The organism is Tenacibaculum sp. TB-53 (genome assembly GCF_059716285.2).
Genome location: NZ_CM202790.1, coordinates 1,451,880 through 1,471,779, shown reverse-complemented (window position 1 = coordinate 1,471,779; position 19,900 = coordinate 1,451,880). Strand labels below are relative to the sequence as shown.

At 32.7% G+C, this 19,900-nt stretch carries 19 protein-coding genes; 6 read left to right on the top strand and 13 right to left on the bottom strand.

Translation table 11 applies throughout. From position 1 onward, the window contains the following. Positions 1 to 18 precede the first annotated feature (18 nt). Both AC3VJB_RS06675 and AC3VJB_RS06670 read right to left on the bottom strand, forming a co-directional pair. Positions 19 to 567, bottom strand: a complete 549-nt coding sequence (locus AC3VJB_RS06675) for a nucleotidyltransferase family protein (RefSeq protein WP_497666935.1) — start codon at positions 565 to 567, stop codon at positions 19 to 21. A 5-nt stretch (positions 568 to 572) separates the two neighbouring features. Continuing rightward, positions 573 to 1,016: a type I restriction enzyme HsdR N-terminal domain-containing protein gene (locus AC3VJB_RS06670; protein WP_073181171.1), complete on the bottom strand. Its 444-nt coding sequence runs from the start codon at positions 1,014 to 1,016 to the stop codon at positions 573 to 575. A 365-nt stretch (positions 1,017 to 1,381) separates the two neighbouring features. On the opposite strand from AC3VJB_RS06670, the gene holA reads away from it, so the two are divergent. Further along, a complete protein-coding gene (gene holA, locus AC3VJB_RS06665; protein ID WP_073181169.1) occupies positions 1,382 to 2,383 on the top strand; it encodes a DNA polymerase III subunit delta in 1,002 nt (333 codons plus the stop codon). A gap of 133 nt (positions 2,384 to 2,516) precedes the next feature. Here holA and AC3VJB_RS06660 read toward each other — a convergent pair whose 3' ends face one another. Continuing rightward, entirely contained in the window at positions 2,517 to 4,724 is a 2,208-nt protein-coding gene (locus tag AC3VJB_RS06660; protein ID WP_497666934.1) for an endonuclease MutS2, read from the bottom strand. A gap of 37 nt (positions 4,725 to 4,761) precedes the next feature. On the opposite strand from AC3VJB_RS06660, the gene AC3VJB_RS06655 reads away from it, so the two are divergent. Continuing rightward, positions 4,762 to 5,427 (top strand): uracil-DNA glycosylase, encoded by a 666-nt coding sequence (locus AC3VJB_RS06655; protein WP_073181166.1) that lies wholly within the window; start codon positions 4,762 to 4,764, stop codon positions 5,425 to 5,427. On the opposite strand, the gene AC3VJB_RS06650 is transcribed toward AC3VJB_RS06655, so the two are convergent. The 6 genes from AC3VJB_RS06650 to AC3VJB_RS06625 form a co-directional block, all read right to left on the bottom strand. Beyond that, positions 5,414 to 6,430, bottom strand: coding sequence for a glycosyltransferase family protein (locus AC3VJB_RS06650; RefSeq protein ID WP_497666933.1), 1,017 nt, complete (start codon positions 6,428 to 6,430; stop codon positions 5,414 to 5,416). The genes AC3VJB_RS06655 and AC3VJB_RS06650 overlap by 14 nt on opposite strands. Positions 6,431 to 6,526: 96 nt before the next feature. Beyond that, the gene (locus tag AC3VJB_RS06645) at positions 6,527 to 7,399 is read right to left on the bottom strand and encodes a UDP-2,3-diacylglucosamine diphosphatase (RefSeq protein ID WP_497666932.1); all 873 of its coding nucleotides are present in this window, start codon (positions 7,397 to 7,399) and stop codon (positions 6,527 to 6,529) included. A 168-nt stretch (positions 7,400 to 7,567) separates the two neighbouring features. After that, positions 7,568 to 10,918, bottom strand: coding sequence for a preprotein translocase subunit SecA (secA, locus tag AC3VJB_RS06640; protein WP_497666931.1), 3,351 nt, complete (start codon positions 10,916 to 10,918; stop codon positions 7,568 to 7,570). 126 nt (positions 10,919 to 11,044) lie between these two features. Further along, positions 11,045 to 11,266, bottom strand: coding sequence for a DUF2795 domain-containing protein (locus AC3VJB_RS06635; RefSeq protein WP_047789198.1), 222 nt, complete (start codon positions 11,264 to 11,266; stop codon positions 11,045 to 11,047). Between the two features lie 100 nt (positions 11,267 to 11,366). Further along, the gene (locus AC3VJB_RS06630) at positions 11,367 to 11,939 is read right to left on the bottom strand and encodes a cob(I)yrinic acid a,c-diamide adenosyltransferase (protein WP_437822674.1); all 573 of its coding nucleotides are present in this window, start codon (positions 11,937 to 11,939) and stop codon (positions 11,367 to 11,369) included. 23 nt (positions 11,940 to 11,962) lie between these two features. After that, positions 11,963 to 12,367, bottom strand: coding sequence for an acyl-CoA thioesterase (locus tag AC3VJB_RS06625; protein WP_239178885.1), 405 nt, complete (start codon positions 12,365 to 12,367; stop codon positions 11,963 to 11,965). Between the two features lie 176 nt (positions 12,368 to 12,543). Here AC3VJB_RS06625 and dnaA point away from each other — a divergent pair, with 176 nt between their 5' ends. From dnaA to AC3VJB_RS06610, 3 genes are read left to right on the top strand one after another with little or no spacing between them, the layout of a single operon-like run. Beyond that, positions 12,544 to 13,968, top strand: coding sequence for a chromosomal replication initiator protein DnaA (dnaA, locus tag AC3VJB_RS06620; protein WP_047789195.1), 1,425 nt, complete (start codon positions 12,544 to 12,546; stop codon positions 13,966 to 13,968). Positions 13,969 to 14,004: 36 nt separating this feature from the next. After that, on the top strand, positions 14,005 to 14,463 hold the full coding sequence (locus tag AC3VJB_RS06615) for a low molecular weight protein-tyrosine-phosphatase (protein ID WP_497666930.1): 459 nt from the start codon (positions 14,005 to 14,007) through the stop codon (positions 14,461 to 14,463). Continuing rightward, entirely contained in the window at positions 14,463 to 15,167 is a 705-nt protein-coding gene (locus AC3VJB_RS06610) for an SAM-dependent methyltransferase (protein ID WP_073181155.1), read from the top strand. Before AC3VJB_RS06615 ends, AC3VJB_RS06610 begins: the two co-directional genes overlap by 1 nt. 48 nt (positions 15,168 to 15,215) lie before the next feature. Here the strand turns inward: AC3VJB_RS06610 and AC3VJB_RS06605 are convergent, their stop codons facing one another. The 4 genes from AC3VJB_RS06605 to dapF form a co-directional block, all read right to left on the bottom strand. After that, positions 15,216 to 15,836: a peptidoglycan-binding protein LysM gene (locus tag AC3VJB_RS06605; protein ID WP_073182625.1), complete on the bottom strand. Its 621-nt coding sequence runs from the start codon at positions 15,834 to 15,836 to the stop codon at positions 15,216 to 15,218. Between the two features lie 168 nt (positions 15,837 to 16,004). Beyond that, on the bottom strand, positions 16,005 to 17,033 hold the full coding sequence (mltG, locus tag AC3VJB_RS06600) for an endolytic transglycosylase MltG (RefSeq protein WP_047789193.1): 1,029 nt from the start codon (positions 17,031 to 17,033) through the stop codon (positions 16,005 to 16,007). Then, on the bottom strand, positions 17,026 to 17,550 hold the full coding sequence (locus AC3VJB_RS06595; protein ID WP_047789192.1) for a GNAT family N-acetyltransferase: 525 nt from the start codon (positions 17,548 to 17,550) through the stop codon (positions 17,026 to 17,028). Before AC3VJB_RS06595 ends, mltG begins: the two co-directional genes overlap by 8 nt. After that, entirely contained in the window at positions 17,550 to 18,326 is a 777-nt protein-coding gene (gene dapF / locus AC3VJB_RS06590; protein ID WP_253679920.1) for a diaminopimelate epimerase, read from the bottom strand. Before dapF ends, AC3VJB_RS06595 begins: the two co-directional genes overlap by 1 nt. 136 nt (positions 18,327 to 18,462) lie before the next feature. Here dapF and AC3VJB_RS06585 point away from each other — a divergent pair, with 136 nt between their 5' ends. Beyond that, positions 18,463 to 19,845, top strand: coding sequence for a trypsin-like peptidase domain-containing protein (locus AC3VJB_RS06585; protein ID WP_047789190.1), 1,383 nt, complete (start codon positions 18,463 to 18,465; stop codon positions 19,843 to 19,845). Positions 19,846 to 19,900 lie beyond the last annotated feature (55 nt).

Genomic DNA, 19,900 nt, shown 5'->3' with positions numbered 1-19,900 from the left:
TCACGAGGAGAGTTCTTCTTACTTTTCAATAATCAACTTATCCCAAGTATCTTTCCATCCTTTGTTTGTAACCCTATTACGATACGTTATCAAATCAAAATTAGGAGTAGGTCGTACAACAAGGTTGAATACATCATTTAAACCATACGGAGCAATATATTCAATTTGATTATCAGAGTTTAACTGAATAGCAATCGAAGTAGCTGTTTCAGGCCAGTAAGAAATGGCTTCGTAACAATTTTTATAAGGTGAATGACCGTTTCGAACATGCATTCTAGCTTGATTTTTTACCGACCAATTTATAGTGGGACTAATAGCCTTAAGCTGTTCTTCAAAAGCTAATTCACGAGCTTTGGAAGTATCGCTTTCATCAAAGTAAATAACATCAACATCGTTTAAAGAAGTTCTTTTATTATTGTGTTTATAGTCCCAAATTTTGTTTCTAACAAAACCGGCACCAATCCAACAGTCGGGAAGATGTAGGTTACGAACGATTTCAAGAATACGTAGCATCCAAGCGTCATTTTCAATAATGCTTATGAATTGAGGGGTAAAATCTGTTTTCATAAAACTTATTGGTATTGAGGAATATCTCTTAAAAACACATAAGTTTCGTTCTCTTTATCGAGCATGCAAAAAAAGTGTTGCAGTCCGTTGGTTACGATGAGGTAATCGGCATCGAGTTTTAAGTTATAACGTGCAATTTGATCAAATGTATCTTGGGTAATTTTTATATGTGGTGCTTTACATTCCACAATAATATTCGGATGACCGTCAGAAGCAAAAACCACAATATCGGTACGTTTTTTAAGGTTGTTGATAACCAATTGTTTTTCAATAGCAATCAATGAAACAGGATAGTTTCTCTCTTGAATCAACCATTGCACAAAATGCTGACGTACCCATTCCTCAGGAGTTAATACCATGTATTTTTTTCTCAAATTATCAAAAATAAGCGTCTTATTTTCGTTACTTTTGAGCTTGAATGTATAGCTAGGAAGGTTGAGCTTTTGCATAACCCAAAAGTAAGAAAATTATAAGTTATTTCTTCGTTGTTTACTGTGACGAAACATTATTGTCATCTCGAACTGAAGCAACGCGGAATGTGAGAGATCTTAAACACGTGAGTTACTCCGTTGAATCAGATTTCTCAGTCGTAACCTCTTTCGGAATGACATTATAGTAATCGTCATTGCGAGTGAAAGCGAAGTAATCTGTTAGTCGAAAAAAAGATAGCCACGTCGTTATCTCTTCTCGCTATGACGTTTCAGTTACCGTCATTGCAAACGATAGTGAAGCAATCTTTTTCTCGAAGAAAAGAAGCCACTCCTCGCTATAACATTTTAAATAACAACACCAAAAGAAGGCAGAAGAAAGGCACATGAACGAAATTAAATCTATCATATCAGATATAAAAGGAGGTAACATCAAACCCATTTATTTTTTAATGGGCGAAGAACCGTATTACATCGATAAAATTTCAGATTACATTGAAGATAATGTGTTAGATGAATCTGAAAAAGGATTCAATCAAGTAGTTATGTACGGTCGTGATGTGTCAATAGAGGAAATTGTGTCGTCGGCAAAGCGATTTCCGATGATGGCAGAAAAGCAAGTGATTATTATTAAAGAAGCGCAGGATTTAAGCCGTACGATTGATAAAATAGAGTCGTATGCTGCCAATCCGCAACCGAGTACCGTATTGGTGTTTAACTACAAATACAAAAAGCTCGATAAACGTAAAAAGGCGTATAAAGCCATAGCAAAAAGCGGACTCATTTATGAGAGTAAAAAACTGTATGAAAATCAAGTAGCCGATTGGATTCGTCAAGTGTTGGGCGGAAAAAAGTTTAATATTGAACCAAAAGCTTCGCAAATGTTGGTGGAGTTTTTAGGAACAGACCTAAGCAAGATTAGCAACGAATTAGATAAACTAACCTCAGTATTGCCTGCGGAAACCATTATTACCGATAAGCATATTGAAGAAAATATTGGGATTTCTAAGGACTTTAACAATTTTGAGTTGCGTAAAGCAGTAGGGCAGCGAGATGTGGTGAAAGCAAACAGAATCATCAATTATTTTGCGCAGAACCCAAAAAACAATCCGTTGGTAATGACTATTTCCTTACTAAATAGCTTCTTTACACAGTTATTAATGTACCACGGATTAAAAGACAAATCGAAGGCTTCGGTTGCTAAAAACTTGGGAGTAAATCCTTATTTTGTGGATGACTATGTAAACGCTGCTCGTAACTACCCGATGCGAAAAGTATCACAAATTATTGCCTTATTACGTGATGCCGATGTAAAAAGTAAAGGAGTAGGAGCCAACCAAACCCATGCTGATATTTTAAAAGAATTACTGTTTAAGATTTTGCATTAACCATTAACGTTTTTTCTTATTACTATAATAGTTTGTTTATTTAGAAGAAAACCTTGCGTGAGTAGAGTATAGTTATAAACCCTTATTGTATATAAAGTGGTCAAGTTAGACTTTTATATAAGATTAAGACTAACTACTTTTTAGCACGTTCCACTAATTCTAATTGTTCTATTTTAGCTTCTGTAGTAAATAACCCGTAATTAATAAAAGCTTTTTTCTTTTCTATTTTGTCAATAGTTCCTACAGCATTCCCGTCAATTAAACGAACTCTGTCATTTACTTTAAAAACATAGGCAGCTCTTTCTTTTGCAATTTTTTCGGCTTCTTTTTTCTTTTCTTCTCGAACTTTTACAACTTTTTGAAGTACTTCTTTTTCTACTTTTTTAATAGCTTCTTGTTGTTTTTGTGTAGCAACTTTTTCTTCTTTCTTTTCTGTTTTGGTTTTCTTCTTAGGTGGATTTTTCTTTATGTACTTGGTCTTTTCTGCCATTGCCCATTTAAAAAAACTAGCAGAAAGTTCTTTTTTATTATTTGTTTGGAAGTATTTATTAAGCATTTCATTAATATTCCTTCCTAAAGATAACATACGTTGGTTGTTGTCATATAATTCTTGAAAACCTTCTAGTTTTTCACGTATTTTAAGTTCTTTCTCTTGTAGGTTTTCAATATGCTCTTGTCCTTTAGATTTTTGTTTGTTTAAACTTTCAGAAGTTTTTTGTAAACGATTTCGTTCCTTTTGAAGTTTTGAGATTGTTTTATCTAAACGAACTTTTTCGGTTTCTACACGTTTTTTAGCACGGTTGATTAAGCTGTACGGAATTCCGTTTTTCTGTGCTACTTCAAACGTAAAAGAACTCCCTGCTTGTCCTATATACAATTTGTATAAAGGCTCTAAAGTACGCTCATCAAACTGCATATTGGCATTGGTAACATTATCTAATTCATCTGCTAATACTTTTAGGTTAGCATAATGTGTGGTAATAATTCCGAAGGCTTTCTTTTCATAAAACTCTTCTAAGAAAATTTCAGCCAAAGCACCTCCTAATTCAGGATCAGAACCTGTACCAAACTCATCAATTAAAAACAAAGTATTGTCATTACACTTTCTTAAAAAGTAGCGCATGTTTTTTAATCGATAACTATAAGTACTCAATTGATTTTCGATAGATTGATTATCACCAATATCAGTCAAGATAGTATTGAAAAGTGTGGTTTCACTACGTTCATGAACAGGAATTAACAATCCGCTTTGTAACATTACTTGTAACAAGCCAATTGTTTTTAACGTAATACTTTTACCACCAGCATTCGGACCTGAAATAACAATAATTTGTTGTTCTTCACCTAACTGAATAGTTTGCGGAATCGTTTCAATATTCTTAGCCTTGTTTTTTTGCCATAAAATAGGGTGAAACGCATTTTTTAAAAATACTTTTTTCTCTTTGGTGATTTTTGGTAGTAATCCGTTAATGCTTTTAGCGTATTTTGCTTTGGCACCCACCATATCTAAATGTGTTAAAAAAGTAACGTATTCAGTTAGTAACGGAGTAAAAGGTCTTATTTCAGTAGCTAAAGCTCGTAATATACGTACAACTTCTTGTTTTTCTTCATATAACAAGTTTTGCAACTCTCTACTATAAGCCAATGTAGCTTGCGGGGCGATATATACAATATTTCCTGATTTTGATGATCCTAATAAACTTCCTTTAACCTTACGTCTGTGCATCGCTAAAACTGCTAAGACACGCTGATTATCAATTACCGTTTCTTTAATATCATCTAAATATCCACTCGACATGTTTTTACTTAACGCACGAGAAAAACTTTCAGAAATTTTACCTCGTACAGAGCCAATTTCTTTTCGTATCTGTTTTAAGGGTGCGGATGCATTGTCAGCAACCTCACCGTATGGAGTAATTATTTTCTTTATACTATCTACAATTATTGTTGTAAACTCAACTTCATCACTTAAGGAAAATAATGTAAGGTAGTAGGTTTGAAACTTTTTTAAAAATTTCTTTTGCTCATTCACAGTTTCTGAAACAGCTGAAACTTTTAAGAAAGCGTCTGTTTCTAAAAAGCTGTTTTCTATAGCAAGTCGCTTAATTTCTTCAGAAATATCTTCAAAATAATGATTCGGAATTCGGTTTTCATTTTCAAAAGAAGACAGATATTCATTCACCATATTCAACTCAAAAAATAACTTTTTTTTGTTTGAAATAGGTTGAATTAGCATTGTTCTCTCTTTTCCTAAATTAGAGATGCAATGTGTTGCAACTTGTTCTAAAACTGTTGTAAATTCTAAATCGTGAAGTGTTTTTTCTGTAATGTTTTTAGTCAAAATAGTATATTTGAAACCACGACAAAAATAACAAACAATGCAAGTAAAAATTAATGATAGCTGGAAAAATATTTTACAATCTGAATTTGAAAAACCGTATTTTGAAAATCTTACCAGTTTTGTTAAAAATGAATACTCAAAACATAGATGTTATCCAAAAGGGTCAGATATTTTCGCAGCGTTTGATTTTTGTTCGTTAGATGATTTAAAAGTAGTGATTTTGGGGCAAGATCCATACCACGGGGTAGGGCAGGCTAACGGATTGTGTTTTTCGGTACATGACGGTGTTACACATCCTCCATCGTTGATTAATATTTTTAAAGAAATAGAAAAAGATGTAAACATTCCATACCCTAAAAGTGGCGATTTGTCTCGTTGGGCAAAACAGGGAGTGTTGTTGTTAAATGCTACTTTAACGGTTAGATCGGGAGAAGCGGGAAGCCATCAAAAACAAGGTTGGGAACAATTTACTGATGCTGTAATTGAGAAAATATCTGAAGAAAAAAAAGATGTCGTGTTTTTACTTTGGGGTGGTTTTGCTAAGAAAAAAGCAAAGCTTATTGATAAAAAGAAGCATCATATTTTAACCTCAGGTCATCCATCACCGTTAAGTGCCAACCGTGGGTATTGGTTTGGCAACAAACATTTTTCTAAAACCAACGATTTTTTACAAAGCATTGGTTCACCAACTATTCAATGGTAATTTCTGGTAAAATGGTTTTGTTGTAATAGGGTAAAATAATTGCATCTAACATATCTTCGGTAACATCAGGGTAGTGGACTTCAACAATTTTGTTAGTGTTAATCCATTTTTCAATTTTAGGTAATTGCTTTTTACTTAACTTCTTTACAACTGTAACCCCCATTTCTTTTAACGTAACAGCGTTGCATTGTTGTTCGTATTGATTTTTCATTGGAATAACCAATAGCTTTTTACGTAAATATAGAGCTTCTGTTGGTGTAGCAAAACCTGCGCCACATACTACTCCTTTTGCAGAAGCCATACTTCGGATAAATGCATCGTCATTAATTGGTAGGATGGTAATATTATGGAAAAATTGATGCTCTTTTGTTTTCTTAGAAAAGACTTGCCATTTTATGTCTTTTATTTTTGAAAGTACTTTTGCTATTTTTTCATCGCTGTAAGAAGGTAAATACACTGTGTAATGCCCTTTGTTTGTAATGTTTCGATAACGAATTTCTTTGCGGATTATAGGTAAGAAAGTAGAAGAAGAGTGTGTTTTAAAATGAAATCCGAATTTATTTTTGGCAGGAGCGTAGTATTTAATAATTAAACGCTCTAATCTAAACTTCTTAAAAGCTGAGTTTTTCTCGTTTAATAAAGCGTTTTGGTTGCTTAATGAAATAATAGGTACATTTCTAAAAAGACATGCCCAAGCTGAGATAGGCTCAAAATCGTTAATGACCAAATCGTATTCTTTTACAGGTAGCGTTTTAATTTCTTTGTAAACTTTATTAAGGTTTAAGTCTTTTAAGGTGTTAATTAGATCTATTCCACCCTTTTTACCAAAAACGAACCCCAAACCGTGTAATTTATATTTTATATCGAAAGGAAGTCCTATTTCGTATTGTGATCCACTAACCAATACATCAACATCACCACGTCTCTGTAAATGTGGGATTATTTCTAAGGCTCTACTTGCATGTCCGTTTCCTGTTCCTTGAAAAGCGTATAATATTTTCATCTTTTTTAATTTTTTTATTATTGGTTGTTTTTAGAAAATCACCTATTAGTAGGTACTGACCATTTCCTAACTTAAGGCCCATTATGGGCTTCATGGTTATTGGGTTTTAATGTTGAACTCTTTGAGGAGCTCTGTAAAAAGTTCGCTATTATTGTGTTCAGAACTAATGAGCTCTAAATCTTTTACAGGGTAGTCTAAATGAATATTTTTAGCAATCTCATCCTTTTCATATTCATATAAAGACCATGTTTTATTTTTATATTCTAAAGCTGTTAAATTTTCAATCCAATCACCAGAATTTAAGTAAGTAGTGCTTCCTTTTTCAGCTTCGATAGTTCTTATTTCTGGTTGATGAATATGTCCGCAGACTACATAATCATACCCTTCATCAATAGCAATATCAGCAGCAGTAGTTTCAAAATTATTAATAAACTTAATAGCACTTTTTACACTGTTTTTAATTTTTTTGGAGAAGGAGAGTCTACCATAGCCCATTTTATGACTTACCCAGTTTACAATCGTATTAATAAGGATCAAAAAATCATAACCCATTCCGCCTAGTTTAGCAAGCCATTTTGAATGTTGCATAGTAACATCAAAAACATCTCCGTGAAAGAACCATCCTTTTTTACCGTCAATATCTAGTACTACTTTATTCACGATTTCGAAGCTTCCTAAGCGAAAGCCTTTAAACCTTCGTAGCATTTCATCGTGATTTCCTGTGATGTAGTAAACTTTTGTTCCAGAAGTGATAAAATTCATCAGTTGCTTGATGACTTTCATATGGGGTTTAGGAAAGTAACGTTTGTTAAATTGCCAAATATCAATAATATCACCATTCAAAATTAATATTTTAGGGTTGATGGTTTTTAGGTAATTATGAAGCTCAGTAGCTCTACAACCAAAAGTTCCTAAATGCACATCTGATATTACAGCAATATCTAATTTACGTTTTTTGTGTTTTTTCATTCTAAGTATACTTCGATGTTTATCAAAGTTACTTTTCGAATGTTTTTATAAAGTGAAGTAATTATAAAATATTGGTAATAAAATCTTTACTAAAAAGTGTGGTAAAGGTTATGTAAAAGTAAAAAGCTCGGTAAAAACCGAGCTTTTTTTATATAGTTTGTTTCAAGATTACTTGTTGTACAATACCCATTCTCCTTTTTCTAATAAAGGAATGGCTTGTTTGTACTTAACTTCCTTCTCTTCGCCAGACATTACATTTTTGATAGTAACCTTTTCGTTACGACCAATTTTTGGTTGTTCACGCACAATAGTCTCTACAGCTTGTTGTTCTTGTGTTTGTTGATTACGTGCATTGCTAATAGCTTGCTGTGTTGAGTTTTGAACTTCGTCTTTACGTAAATCTAATTGTTCACGTTGTTGTTCACGAGCTTCAGATACTTGTGAAGCTTCTTGACTAGGTAATTTTCCTTTGAATAAGAAAGATAAAACTTCTTTATTTACTTTGTCAATCGTCTCTTGGAATAACTCAAAAGCTTCAAACTTATAAACTAATAAAGGGTCCTTTTGCTCGTACGTAGCATTTTGAACGGTTTGTTTCAGCTCATCCATTTTACGTAAGTGATCCTTCCAGTTTTCATCAATAATCGCTAAAGTGATGTTTTTCTCAAAATCGTTAACTAATGATTTTCCTTCACTTTCGTAAGCTTCTTTTAAATTGGTAACTACCTGTAATGTTTTAGAACCATCTGTAAAAGGAACAACAATACGCTCGTAACGGTCACCTTCGTTTTCAAAAACATTTTTAATTACTGGGAATGCATTTTCAGCATTTCTTTCCGCATCGTTTTTGTAGTGTTCTGTTACTATTTTGTATAGCTTGTCAATTAAATCTTGCTCTGATGTTTTATTGAATTCTTCTTCAGAAAAAGGAGAAGTCATTGCAGAGAAACGAATTAATTCGAATTCAAAGTTTTGGAAGTCTTTAGCACCCTTATTTTGTCTTACAATTGAATCACAGGTATCGTAAATCATGTTTGCAATATCAATCTGTAAACGCTTTCCGTCTAAAGCATGACGACGACGTTTGTATACAAACTCACGCTGTGCGTTCATAATATCATCATACTCTAATAAACGCTTACGAATACCAAAGTTGTTTTCTTCTACTTTTTTCTGAGCTCTTTCAATAGATTTAGAAATCATAGAATGCTGAATTACTTCACCTTCTTTTAATCCCATTCTATCCATCATTTTCGCAATTCTTTCAGAACCAAATAAACGCATTAAGTTATCGTCTAAAGCTACATAGAATTGAGAAGAACCTACATCTCCTTGACGTCCTGCACGACCTCGTAACTGACGGTCTACACGACGAGAATCATGACGTTCTGTACCAATAATAGCTAAACCACCTGCTGCTTTAACTTCGTCAGATAATTTAATATCGGTACCACGACCAGCCATGTTTGTAGCAATGGTTACCACTCCTGGTTTACCAGCTTCGGCAACTACATCAGCTTCTCTTTTGTGTAATTTTGCATTTAAGATATTGTGAGGAATTTTACGAATTTGTAACATTCTTCCTAATAATTCAGAGATTTCAACCGAAGTAGTACCTACTAATACAGGTCTTCCTTCTCCAACTAATTTTACAATGTCTTCAATAACTGCGTTGTATTTTTCACGCGTAGTTTTATAAACTAAATCTTGTTTATCGTCTCTTTGAATTGGTTTGTTTGTAGGAATTTCAACAACATCTAGTTTATAAATTTCCCAGAATTCACCTGCTTCTGTAATCGCCGTACCTGTCATACCAGATAACTTACGGTACATTCTAAAGTAGTTTTGTAAAGTAACGGTAGCAAACGTTTGAGTAGCGTCTTCAATTTTTACATTCTCTTTAGCTTCAATGGCTTGGTGTAACCCATCAGAGTAACGACGACCGTCCATAATACGACCTGTTTGCTCATCTACAATCATTACCTTATTGTCCATAACCACATACTCCACGTCTTTTTCAAAAACCGTGTAGGCTTTTAAAAGTTGGTTCATGGTATGAATGCGCTCACTCTTCACACTAAATTCGCGATATAATTCTTCTTTTTGATCAGCTTTCTCTTCTGGAGTAGCATCGCTTTTATCTATTTGACCAACTTTTACACTAATATCTGGTAAAACGAAGAACGTTTCATTTTTTGTGATATCAGAAAGGTGTGCAATACCTTTATCAGTTAAATCAATTTGATTGTTCTTTTCTTCAATAGTAAACCATAATTCTGCATCAACTTCAGGCATTAGCTTGTTGTTGTCTTGCATGTAAAAGTTTTCAGTTTTTTGAAGAATTTGTTTAACTCCTTCTTGAGATAAAAACTTAATTAAGGCTTTGTTTTTAGGAAGACCTCTGTAAACTCTTAATAATAAGAAACCACCTTCTTTAGTGTCTCCTTCTTTAATTAAACGTTTAGCTTCAGCTAAAACACCTACTAAGTATTTATTTTGAATAGAAACTAAATCGGCAACTAGAGGCTTTAATTCATTAAATTCATGATTGTCTCCTTGTGGTACAGGACCAGAAATAATTAATGGAGTACGAGCATCATCAATTAAAACAGAATCCACCTCATCAATAATAGCATAGTTTGGTGCACGTTGTACTAAGTCTTTTTTAGAGTTAGCCATGTTATCACGCAAGTAGTCGAAACCAAACTCATTGTTAGTTCCGTAAGTAATATCAGCGTTATAAGCTTCTCTACGTGCTTCTGAGTTTGGTTGATGGAAATCTATACAGTCAGTACTCAATCCGTGGAACTCAAAAATAGGAGCCATCCACGCACGGTCACGTTTTGCTAAGTAGTCGTTTACAGTAACAACATGAACTCCGTTACCAGTTAAAGCATTTAAGTATACTGGAAGCGTAGAAACTAAGGTTTTACCTTCCCCTGTCATCATTTCGGCAATTTTACCTTGGTGTAATACAGATCCACCAATTAATTGTACATCGTAGTGAATCATGTCCCAAATTACTTCTTTACCAGCAGCGTCCCATGAGTTAGCCCAAAAAGCTTTGTCATCTTCTAAAGTAATGTGTTCTCTAGTAGCTGATAATTCTCTATCAAAAGGAGTGGCAGTTACTTCTAATTCAGTATTGTTAGCAAAACGTTTTGCTGTTTCTTTCACAACAGCAAAGGCCTCTGGCATAATATCTAATAAAACAGCTTCAGATGCTTCGTAAGCTTCGTCTTTTAATTTATCAATTTCAGTATAGATTTCTTCTTGACGATTGATGTCTGCTTTTTTAGCTTCTTCCTCAAGCTCAGCTATTTTATCGTTAAAAAATTTGGTAGCATCTTTAATTTTCGATTTAAATTCGATTGTTTTTGCCCGTAATTCATCATTTGATAAACTGTTTAATGAATTTTCAAAAGATCGTACTTTTTCAACGATCGGTTGTAGTGATTTTAGGTCCTTTTGTTGTTTGTCTCCAACAAATAGTTTTATAATCGAATTTAAAACGCTCATTTGTAAAATATTGTTTTATAGCTAATTAAGTTGTTTTTAATTAGCGTTTTTTGTGTTTTTATTGAGTGCTTAAAAGTAAGCAAAAAAAAAGCCTCTGTAAAAGAGACTTTTTATTATTTATTTTTTCTAGTATTCATCTTCATTCCAAAGATAATCTTCTTCTGTAGGGTAATCTGGCCAGATTTCAATAATAGAATCGTACGCCTCACCTTCATCTTCGATATCTTGTAAGTTTTCTACCACTTCTAACGGTGCTCCAGTACGAATAGCGTAATCAATTAATTCGTCTTTAGTTGCAGGCCAGGGTGCATCTGCTAAATAAGATGCTAGTTCAAGTGTCCAATACATTTCTTTATCTGTTTAATAAGATTTTCCGCAAAAATAATTTTTTTTTGTAAAAAGTCAAGTTTTTTTTAAAAAATGTGAAATTAATAATTAAAGAACTTAGTTATAGCTTTTCAGGAATCCATTTAATTTCCTCAGCTTGTAAGTCTTGGGTCAACTTCCGTGCCAATACAAAAAGGTAGTCAGAAAGTCGGTTTAAATACTTTAAAACAGTATCGCTAATTGCCTCTTCTTCGTTTAAAGCCACAGCCAATCGTTCCGATCTACGGCATACGCAGCGTGCTATGTGACAAAATGACACGGTTTGATGACCGCCTGGTAATACAAAGTGTGTCATTTGAGGTAGGTCTTTATTCATAAGGTCAATATCGTCTTCTAAGAACTGAATTGACTCTTCGTTAATCTTGGGAATATTTAAGCGTTCTTTACCACTTTTTAAAGTTTCCTTTTCTGGAGGAGTAGCTAACATGGCACCTAATGTGAATAAATCGCTTTGAATTTTTGTTAATTTCTTTTTTAGAGTTTCGTCAATATTTTGATCTCTAATTAACCCAATGTAAGAGTTAAGTTCATCAACGGTTCCATAGCTTTCTATTCGTAAGTGGTGTTTAGGTACTCGAGTACCACCAAATAGGGCAGTGGTACCTTTATCACCTGTTTTAGTATATATTTTCATATGTTTTTTATTGGTTTGATTAGTTATTTTAAGATAGCCAATTTATCTAAAATATAATCAGGACAACGTATAGGTTTTTTTGTTTTATTGTTAATAAATGCTAACACAGTATTTCCAGTTGAAATTAGGTCGTTATTTTGATTGGTAATTTCATAGTCGAATTCAATTTTTACTGAAGGTGTTTTTTTTAAAATGGTTGTAATGGTTAATTCATCGTCGTATAATGCTGATTTTTTAAAGTTACAAGATAAAGATATAACAGGTAACATGATTCCTGTTTTTTCCATATATTTGTAGGTAACGCCCAGAGAACGTAACCATTCGGTGCGACCAATCTCAAAAAACTGTGCGTAGTTCCCATGGTAAACTACTCCCATTTGATCAGTTTCAGCATACCGAACACGTATAGATGTATAATGTTTTTGCAAAAGATTATTTTATTTTTAATTGCACTAACGTTACGTAAAAAAAAAATAAAAGTCAATAGTGATTTGATTTTTTTATACTGAAATTTATTCACACTTTTGTTCGCCCAGACATTGGTGTTTGGTGTCCCCTAAATCTGAATAAAAATTAACAACTAAAAAATTGATTTTTACCGCATATGACTAAAACAGCCGATTCAGTTTGGATGGAATGCTTGTCTTTTATAAAAGACAACATTAAGCCGCAGGCATATAAAACTTGGTTTGAGCCTATAAAGCCAATTAAATTGGCAGGGGAAGCATTGACGGTTCAGGTTCCTAGTAAGTTTTTTTATGAGTGGCTAGAAGAGCATTACATCAAACTGTTAAGAGTAGCTTTGGTTCGTCAGTTAGGTAATGATGCTAAGCTAATTTATGATGTACGTATGGAAAATACGTATAGTAGTAATAGTCCGCAAACAGTAAAAATACCTAGTTCAAATCGTAATCCGTTAAAACCACAAAAAGTAACCGTTCCGTTAGAATCAAAACGAGAACTAAAAAATCCATTTGTAATTCCTGGCTTGCAAAAAGTAAAGATAGAATCTCAACTAAACCCAAATTATAACTTTGTAAATTTTGTTGAAGGAGATTCAAATAGATTAGCACGTTCTGCAGGTATGGCTGTGGCCAATAAACCAGGAGGAACTTCATTTAACCCATTACTAATATATGGTGGAGTTGGATTAGGAAAAACACACTTAGCTCACGCTATTGGTGTTGAGATTAAAGATAAATATCCAGATAAAACGGTATTGTATATTTCTTCTGAAAAATTTACACAACAGTTTATTGATTCTGTAAAATCAAATACCAGAAATGATTTTATTCATTTCTATCAAATGATTGATGTGTTAATTATTGATGATGTGCAGTTTTTATCAGGAAAAGCTGGTACGCAAGATGTGTTCTTCCATATTTTCAATCATCTACATCAAAATGGAAAACAGGTTATTTTAACTTCGGATAAAGCACCTGTTGATATGCAAGATATCGAACAACGGTTATTATCTCGTTTTAAATGGGGGTTATCAGCTGAGTTACAAGCACCTGATTACGAAACAAGAATTTCAATCTTACAAAACAAATTGTATAGAGATGGTGTTGAAATGCCTGAAGAAATTGTTGAGTATATAGCAAAGAATATAAAGTCGAATGTTCGTGAGTTAGAAGGAGTGATAATTTCAATGATAGCTCAAGCTTCTTTTAATAGAAAAGAGTTTACAATTGAATTAGCAAAGCAGATTGTAGATAAATTTGTTAAGAACACGAAAAAAGAACTGTCTATTGATTACATTCAAAAAGTAGTATCGAAATACTTTGATATGGATGTGGCAACCTTACAGTCAAAAACACGTAAGCGTCATATTGTACAGGCTCGTCAGTTAGCGATGTACTTTGCTAAACGTATGACAAAATCATCGTTAGCAAGTATTGGAAGTCAAATAGGTAAAAGAGATCACGCTACTGTATTGCATGCGTGCAAAACTGTAGATAATTTGACAGAAACTGATAAGCAGTTTAAAAAGTATGTAGAAGACTTAACAAAAAAGTTAACTTTATAAACAACGAACCTCACCTAGTGAGGTTTTTTTATGAGTATGAAAAAAATATTAATGGTTTGTTTAGGTAATATTTGCCGATCTCCTCTTGCTGAGGGGATTTTAAAATCTAAATTATCATCTGAAAGTTTTGTAGTTGATTCAGCTGGTACTGCGGGTTATCATGTAGGTGAATTACCTGACGAGCGCTCTATTGAAGTGGCTAGAAAATATGGTATAGATATTACCAATCAACGTTCAAGAAAATTTACAAAAGCTGATTTTGATAAGTTTGACATAATTTTTGCAATGGATCAAAATAATTATGCAGATATTGTAGCTTTGTCTGAAAATGAAGAGCAACATGAAAAAGTAAAGCTGATTTTGAACGAATTGTATCCTGATGAAAACAGGAGTGTTCCAGATCCTTACTATGGAGGAGGTCAAGGTTTTGAAAACGTGTATAAAATGTTAGACGAAGCGTGTGAAATTATAGCTTCAAAATTAGAACAGAAATAATGAAAGGTAAATTATACTTGATTCCTACAACGTTAGGTGATACTGAACCATTAGAGGTGATGCCATTGTCAGTAAAAAAAGTGGTAGAACAATTAGATTACTTTATTGTTGAAAACGAAAAGTCTGCTCGAAGGTTCATTAAAAGAATTACACCAACAAAATCACAACCTTCATTGGAGTTGATGTTGTTAGATAAGTATTCTGATGATTTAGAAACTAAGAATTATTTAGATGTTTGTGAAAAAGGAATATCAGTAGGTTTGCTTTCTGAAGCAGGTGTGCCAGCAGTAGCAGATCCAGGCGCAAGTATTGTTAAGTTGGCGCATCAAAAAGGGATTCAAGTAGTTCCATTGGTAGGACCTTCTTCTATTTTGTTGGCAATTATGGCGTCTGGTATGAATGGGCAGAGTTTTGCGTTTAACGGATATTTACCTATTGATAAGTCAGACAGAAAAAAAGCAATTAAAGATTTAGAGAAGCTTTCAAAAGAAAAAAATCAGTCACAGCTTTTTATCGAAACTCCTTACAGGAATGAAAAAATGTTAGATGATTTACGCGCTACTTTATCACCAGATACAAGAGTTTGTGTGGCGTGTGATATAACACTTCCAACAGAATATATTAAAACACTAACGGTAAAAGAATGGAAGCATGTAAAGACTGATTTACATAAGCGACCAGCAATTTTTATCATTCATAAATAAAAAAAGCATCGATTTAATCGATGCTTTTTTAATATCTTTAGTTATTGGTTAAACCGTTGGTTTTTTGTTGGCTTTGATGTTGGAAACATCATAACCAGCAAACTTTTTAAGGTATGATTGTATAGAGGTTCCATAGGCATCGTTAAAACGGATAGATCCATTTGAACGTAAGAACTTTTTTACATTACCGGCACCACTTAAGTGTGCTGCTGCTAAAATACCAGATTCGGTTATTTTAACTCCATTAATGGTCTTTCCAACACTTCTCTTAATATCTTTTCTTAAAATCCATTTGTTTAATTTACAATAAGCAACAAATGTGCGTTCTTGTAATTCTGGGTTTCTAAGAAAATGAGTGGTGTTGTAAATTCTAAATCTCTTTAGGGTTTCTTTACCAAATTGGTATTTCCCTAAATATCCAAGTGTATTAACTACTCTGTACCTACCTTGTGATTCTTTAAAAGCTAAGGCTTCTTTAAATCCTACAAAATCATTTAATAAAAAAGGAATGTTTACCTTTTCTACCTTGTGAATTGGTATTGGCGTTGTTGTAGTAGTTTTTTCTTTTTTAGTTGTAGTCTCTGTAAAACTGGTTAATAATACAAATCCTAAAAATACTAATACTAAATGTCTGATAATTAAATACTTTCTGTTTAGCGCAGCAAAGATACGGTAAATTTTTATAACAGGCTATAAATCAATAATTTACAGTTTTTTAACTGTTGATGATAAAGCTGTTTTCCTGTGTTTTTTTTAGGTAAAAACCAAAAAAAACTATTTTATATTAACTTTTTAATAATGTTTTATTGAAATTGATGAGAATAAAATTTTGTTAATTTATCTCTTTATTCCTTGTTGATTTATCCATTGTTGATATTTCACTGCATTTCGATTGTGTTGTGCTAAAGAGTTAGCAAATTCATGAAAGCCAATTTTATCAACACTAGCACACATGTAGTAATAATTGTGTTTTTGATGGTTTAAAACAGCATCAATAGATGAAATATCTGGCATTGCAATCAAAGTAGGAGGAAGTCCTGTGTTTTTATAAGTATTGTAAGGAGAGTCTATCACTAAATCTTTGTTTAAAACCCTTTTTACAACAAAATCTTGTCCTTTAACTTCTTTAATTGCATATATAACTGTTGGGTCGGCTTGTAAAGGCCAATTATCTCTTAATCTATTTAGATACAAACCAGCCACGACAGGGCGTTCTATTTTTTTAGCTGTTTCTTTCTGAACGATAGAAGCTAATGTAATTACCTCTTCTTTTGAAAGGTTTAGTTTTTTAGCTTTTTCTAACCTAGCAGAAGTCCAAAAACGATTGTATTCGCGTAGCATTTTATCGCGAAATTTTTCAGCAGAAGTATTCCAATAAAACTCATAACTATTCGGAATGTACATTCCTAATGCAGATTTTTCAGTAAATTTATTGGTAGCTAAAAAAGAAGGATCTTGCATAGCTTGTAATAAAGAAATAGAGTCTGCTTCAATTTGTTCAGCTATTCTTCCTGCTAATTTTTCTAAAGTATCTTGATTGTTGAATGATAGGATAATAGGTGTTTGATTTCCACTACGTAAAAGATTTACAACATCATTCATGTTCATCCCTTTTTTTAGTAAATATTTTCCACCTTTGGGTTGTGTGAATTTTTTCTTTTCAGCAACCCAAACAAAATTTTCAGGATGTTTAACAAACTCAGAAAGTTGTTTCTTCACATCTATAAAAGAGGCGTTAGAGCCTATGTATATAGCTCCATCTTTAGTAATAGCTTTACCAAAGATTTTTTGATAGTAGTTAAATCCAATAATTCCGCCAATTAAAAAAATAGCAGCAATACCTCCTAAAATAATTTTCTTATTCATTTATTAGTTGAAATAATAGTTCGTCTTTATATGTTTCATTATGAAATATCCAATCTTTTTTAATACCAGTTTGCTTAAAGTTTTGTTTTTCAAAAAGATGTAAGCTACTAGTATTGTCACTAGTGATATTTGCATATAGTTGATGTAAATGCAAATGTATAAAACAGTACTTTATTAGTAACTGTAAAGCTTCAGAGGCAAATCCCTTCTGCTGAAAGTCAGGATGAATTAAAATTCCGATACCAGCTCTTTTATGTTGCGGGTTAAAATCGAACAAATCTATCATCCCAATAGATTTACCAGTCACTTTATCATCAATAACTAATCGTAATTGTTTAGCTTCATAAATATCTAAGTGAGCGTTTTCTAAATATTGCTTCAGTAAAAATTTAGAAAAAGGAGTCTGTGTATGACTCACTTCCCAAAAAGATTCATTATTTTCAATTTGAAATAAAAACTCTAAATCTTCAGGTTCTAAGGCTCTTAACTTGATATGTGTTCCAGTTAACGTATGCACTAAATATTTATTTTACCCTCAAATACAAATGTAGCGGGACCTTTTAAAAATACATTCGAATAAACTCCGTCTTGTTCTTCAAAAGAAACTTCTAATTCCCCGCCTTCAACAGGCAAGATTATAGATGAACTGTTGGTTTTTTTAGTAGCATGCATGGCTATAGCAACGGCAGTAACACCCGTTCCGCAGGCTAAAGTCTCATTTTCTACGCCACGCTCGTAGGTACGTACTTTAAAAGTGTTATTTGTTATTTGTTCTACAAAATTAACGTTGCTACCTTCGGCACCATAAATTTCATTCCTGATTTTTTTTCCATTTGAAAACACATCATAATTAGTAAGGTCGTTTACTAACTGAACATGGTGTGGCGATCCTGTATTGGTAAAAACGTATTTATCAAAAACAGTTACCTTGTCAACATCAATCATTTGTAAAGAAACAAGATTGTTAAGAATAGAGGCATGATGCAGTCCGTCAATAGCAATAAAAGTAGTTTCGGTTTCAAAAAGTCCAAGTTTATGAGCAAAAGCCACAATACAGCGTCCACCATTACCACACATAGTACTTTCATTACCATCAGAGTTATAATATACCATTTTAAAATCGGTAGTATCATCTTCTTCAAGTAATATAAGACCATCAGCTCCGATACCAAAGTGTCTATCACATAATTTTGCAATTATGTCAGTTTTATTCTTTGGAAAGGTTTTTGAGCGATTATCAATTATGATAAAATCGTTACCAGTTCCTTGGTATTTGTAAAATTCTAAATCCATAATAAAGGACAAAGATACATATTTTATGAAGGAAAGAGGACTGTTAAATAGCGGTTAAAATCAGTTAAATAGAAGTTAAACACATTTACTTGAAATGTTAAAATTGTATATTTGAAGTATAAAATTTTGTAAGCATATGAAGAAAATTATTGGAACTTTAGGAATTGCGATTTTAGGAGGCGCAATAGCACTTGCAGGATACAAAACACTAATAGAAGAACCGCAAGTAATAGTAGAGAAAGAGGTAGAGCCAACAATGCAAACTGTAAAGGCAAGTTATACACCAACAATAATAAACTCAACATCAACACCAACAGATTTTACAGAAGCAGCTGATAAAACAGTACATGCGGTGGTTCATGTTAAAAATACATCTATAAGAACACAACAAGATCCTTATAGTTTTTTCTTTGGAGGAAATGGTACAAGGAAATACCAACAAGTTGGTACAGGTAGCGGTGTAATTATTTCTCCTGATGGATATATTGTAACTAATAATCATGTGATTGAAGGAGCAAGTGATATTGAGATTACGTTAAACAATCAGAAAAAAATAAAAGCGGAATTAATAGGGGCTGATAAAGCGAATGATATAGCATTGTTAAAAGTAGAAGCTGACTTTGAATTACCAAATTTACCTTTTGGAAATTCTGATAATATTAAAGTAGGAGAATGGGTATTAGCAGTAGGAAATCCCTATAATTTAACATCTACTGTTACTGCAGGTATTGTAAGTGCAAAAGGGCGTGATTTAAATGGTAACACAAACATAGATTCATTTATTCAAACAGACGCTGCTGTAAATCCAGGAAACAGTGGAGGAGCGTTAGTGAATACAAGAGGTGAATTAATAGGAATCAATACAGCTATTTCTTCAAGAACAGGCTCTTTTATAGGGTATTCATTTGCTGTACCTTCAAACATTGCTAAAAAAATAGTAGATGATTTACTAGAGTTTGGAATGGTACAACAAGCTGTTTTAGGAATTAATGTAGATATTGAAGCAGTAAATATTGAAGGAGTAAAAATAGGAGAAGTTTTAGAAGAAGGAGGGGCTAAAAAAGCTGGCTTGGAAGAAGGAGATATTATAACAAAAGTAAACGATATAAAGATTTCTAAGTTTTCTGATTTAAAAGGACAGTTAACGGCAAAAAGACCTGGAGAATATGTGAATTTAACAATTGATAGAGATGGAGAAGAGTTGACTAAAGTAGTTAAATTAACCAAGCTTATAAAGTTACCAGTAAGTAGAGTTTTAGAAACAGAGTTTGAAGATCTTACAAAAGAAGATAGGGAAAAGTTTAAATTAGATGGAGGAGCTAAAATTAAAAGAACTCAAAATATAGCTTTTAAACAATTTGAAGTGGGAAAAGGGTATATTTTAACCAAAATTAATGGGAAAAAAGTAAGTAATGCAAAAGAAGCTGTTGGTATGTTAGATCGTTCGTATGGTAGTGGTAAAAGGCTTTTATTAGAGATGATTAGTCCATCAGGTCAAATAGAGCGATTTAGATATTAGGTTAATGAAAAAAATATTTAGAAGAATAAACTATATACTAAAATAAAAAAGTCCT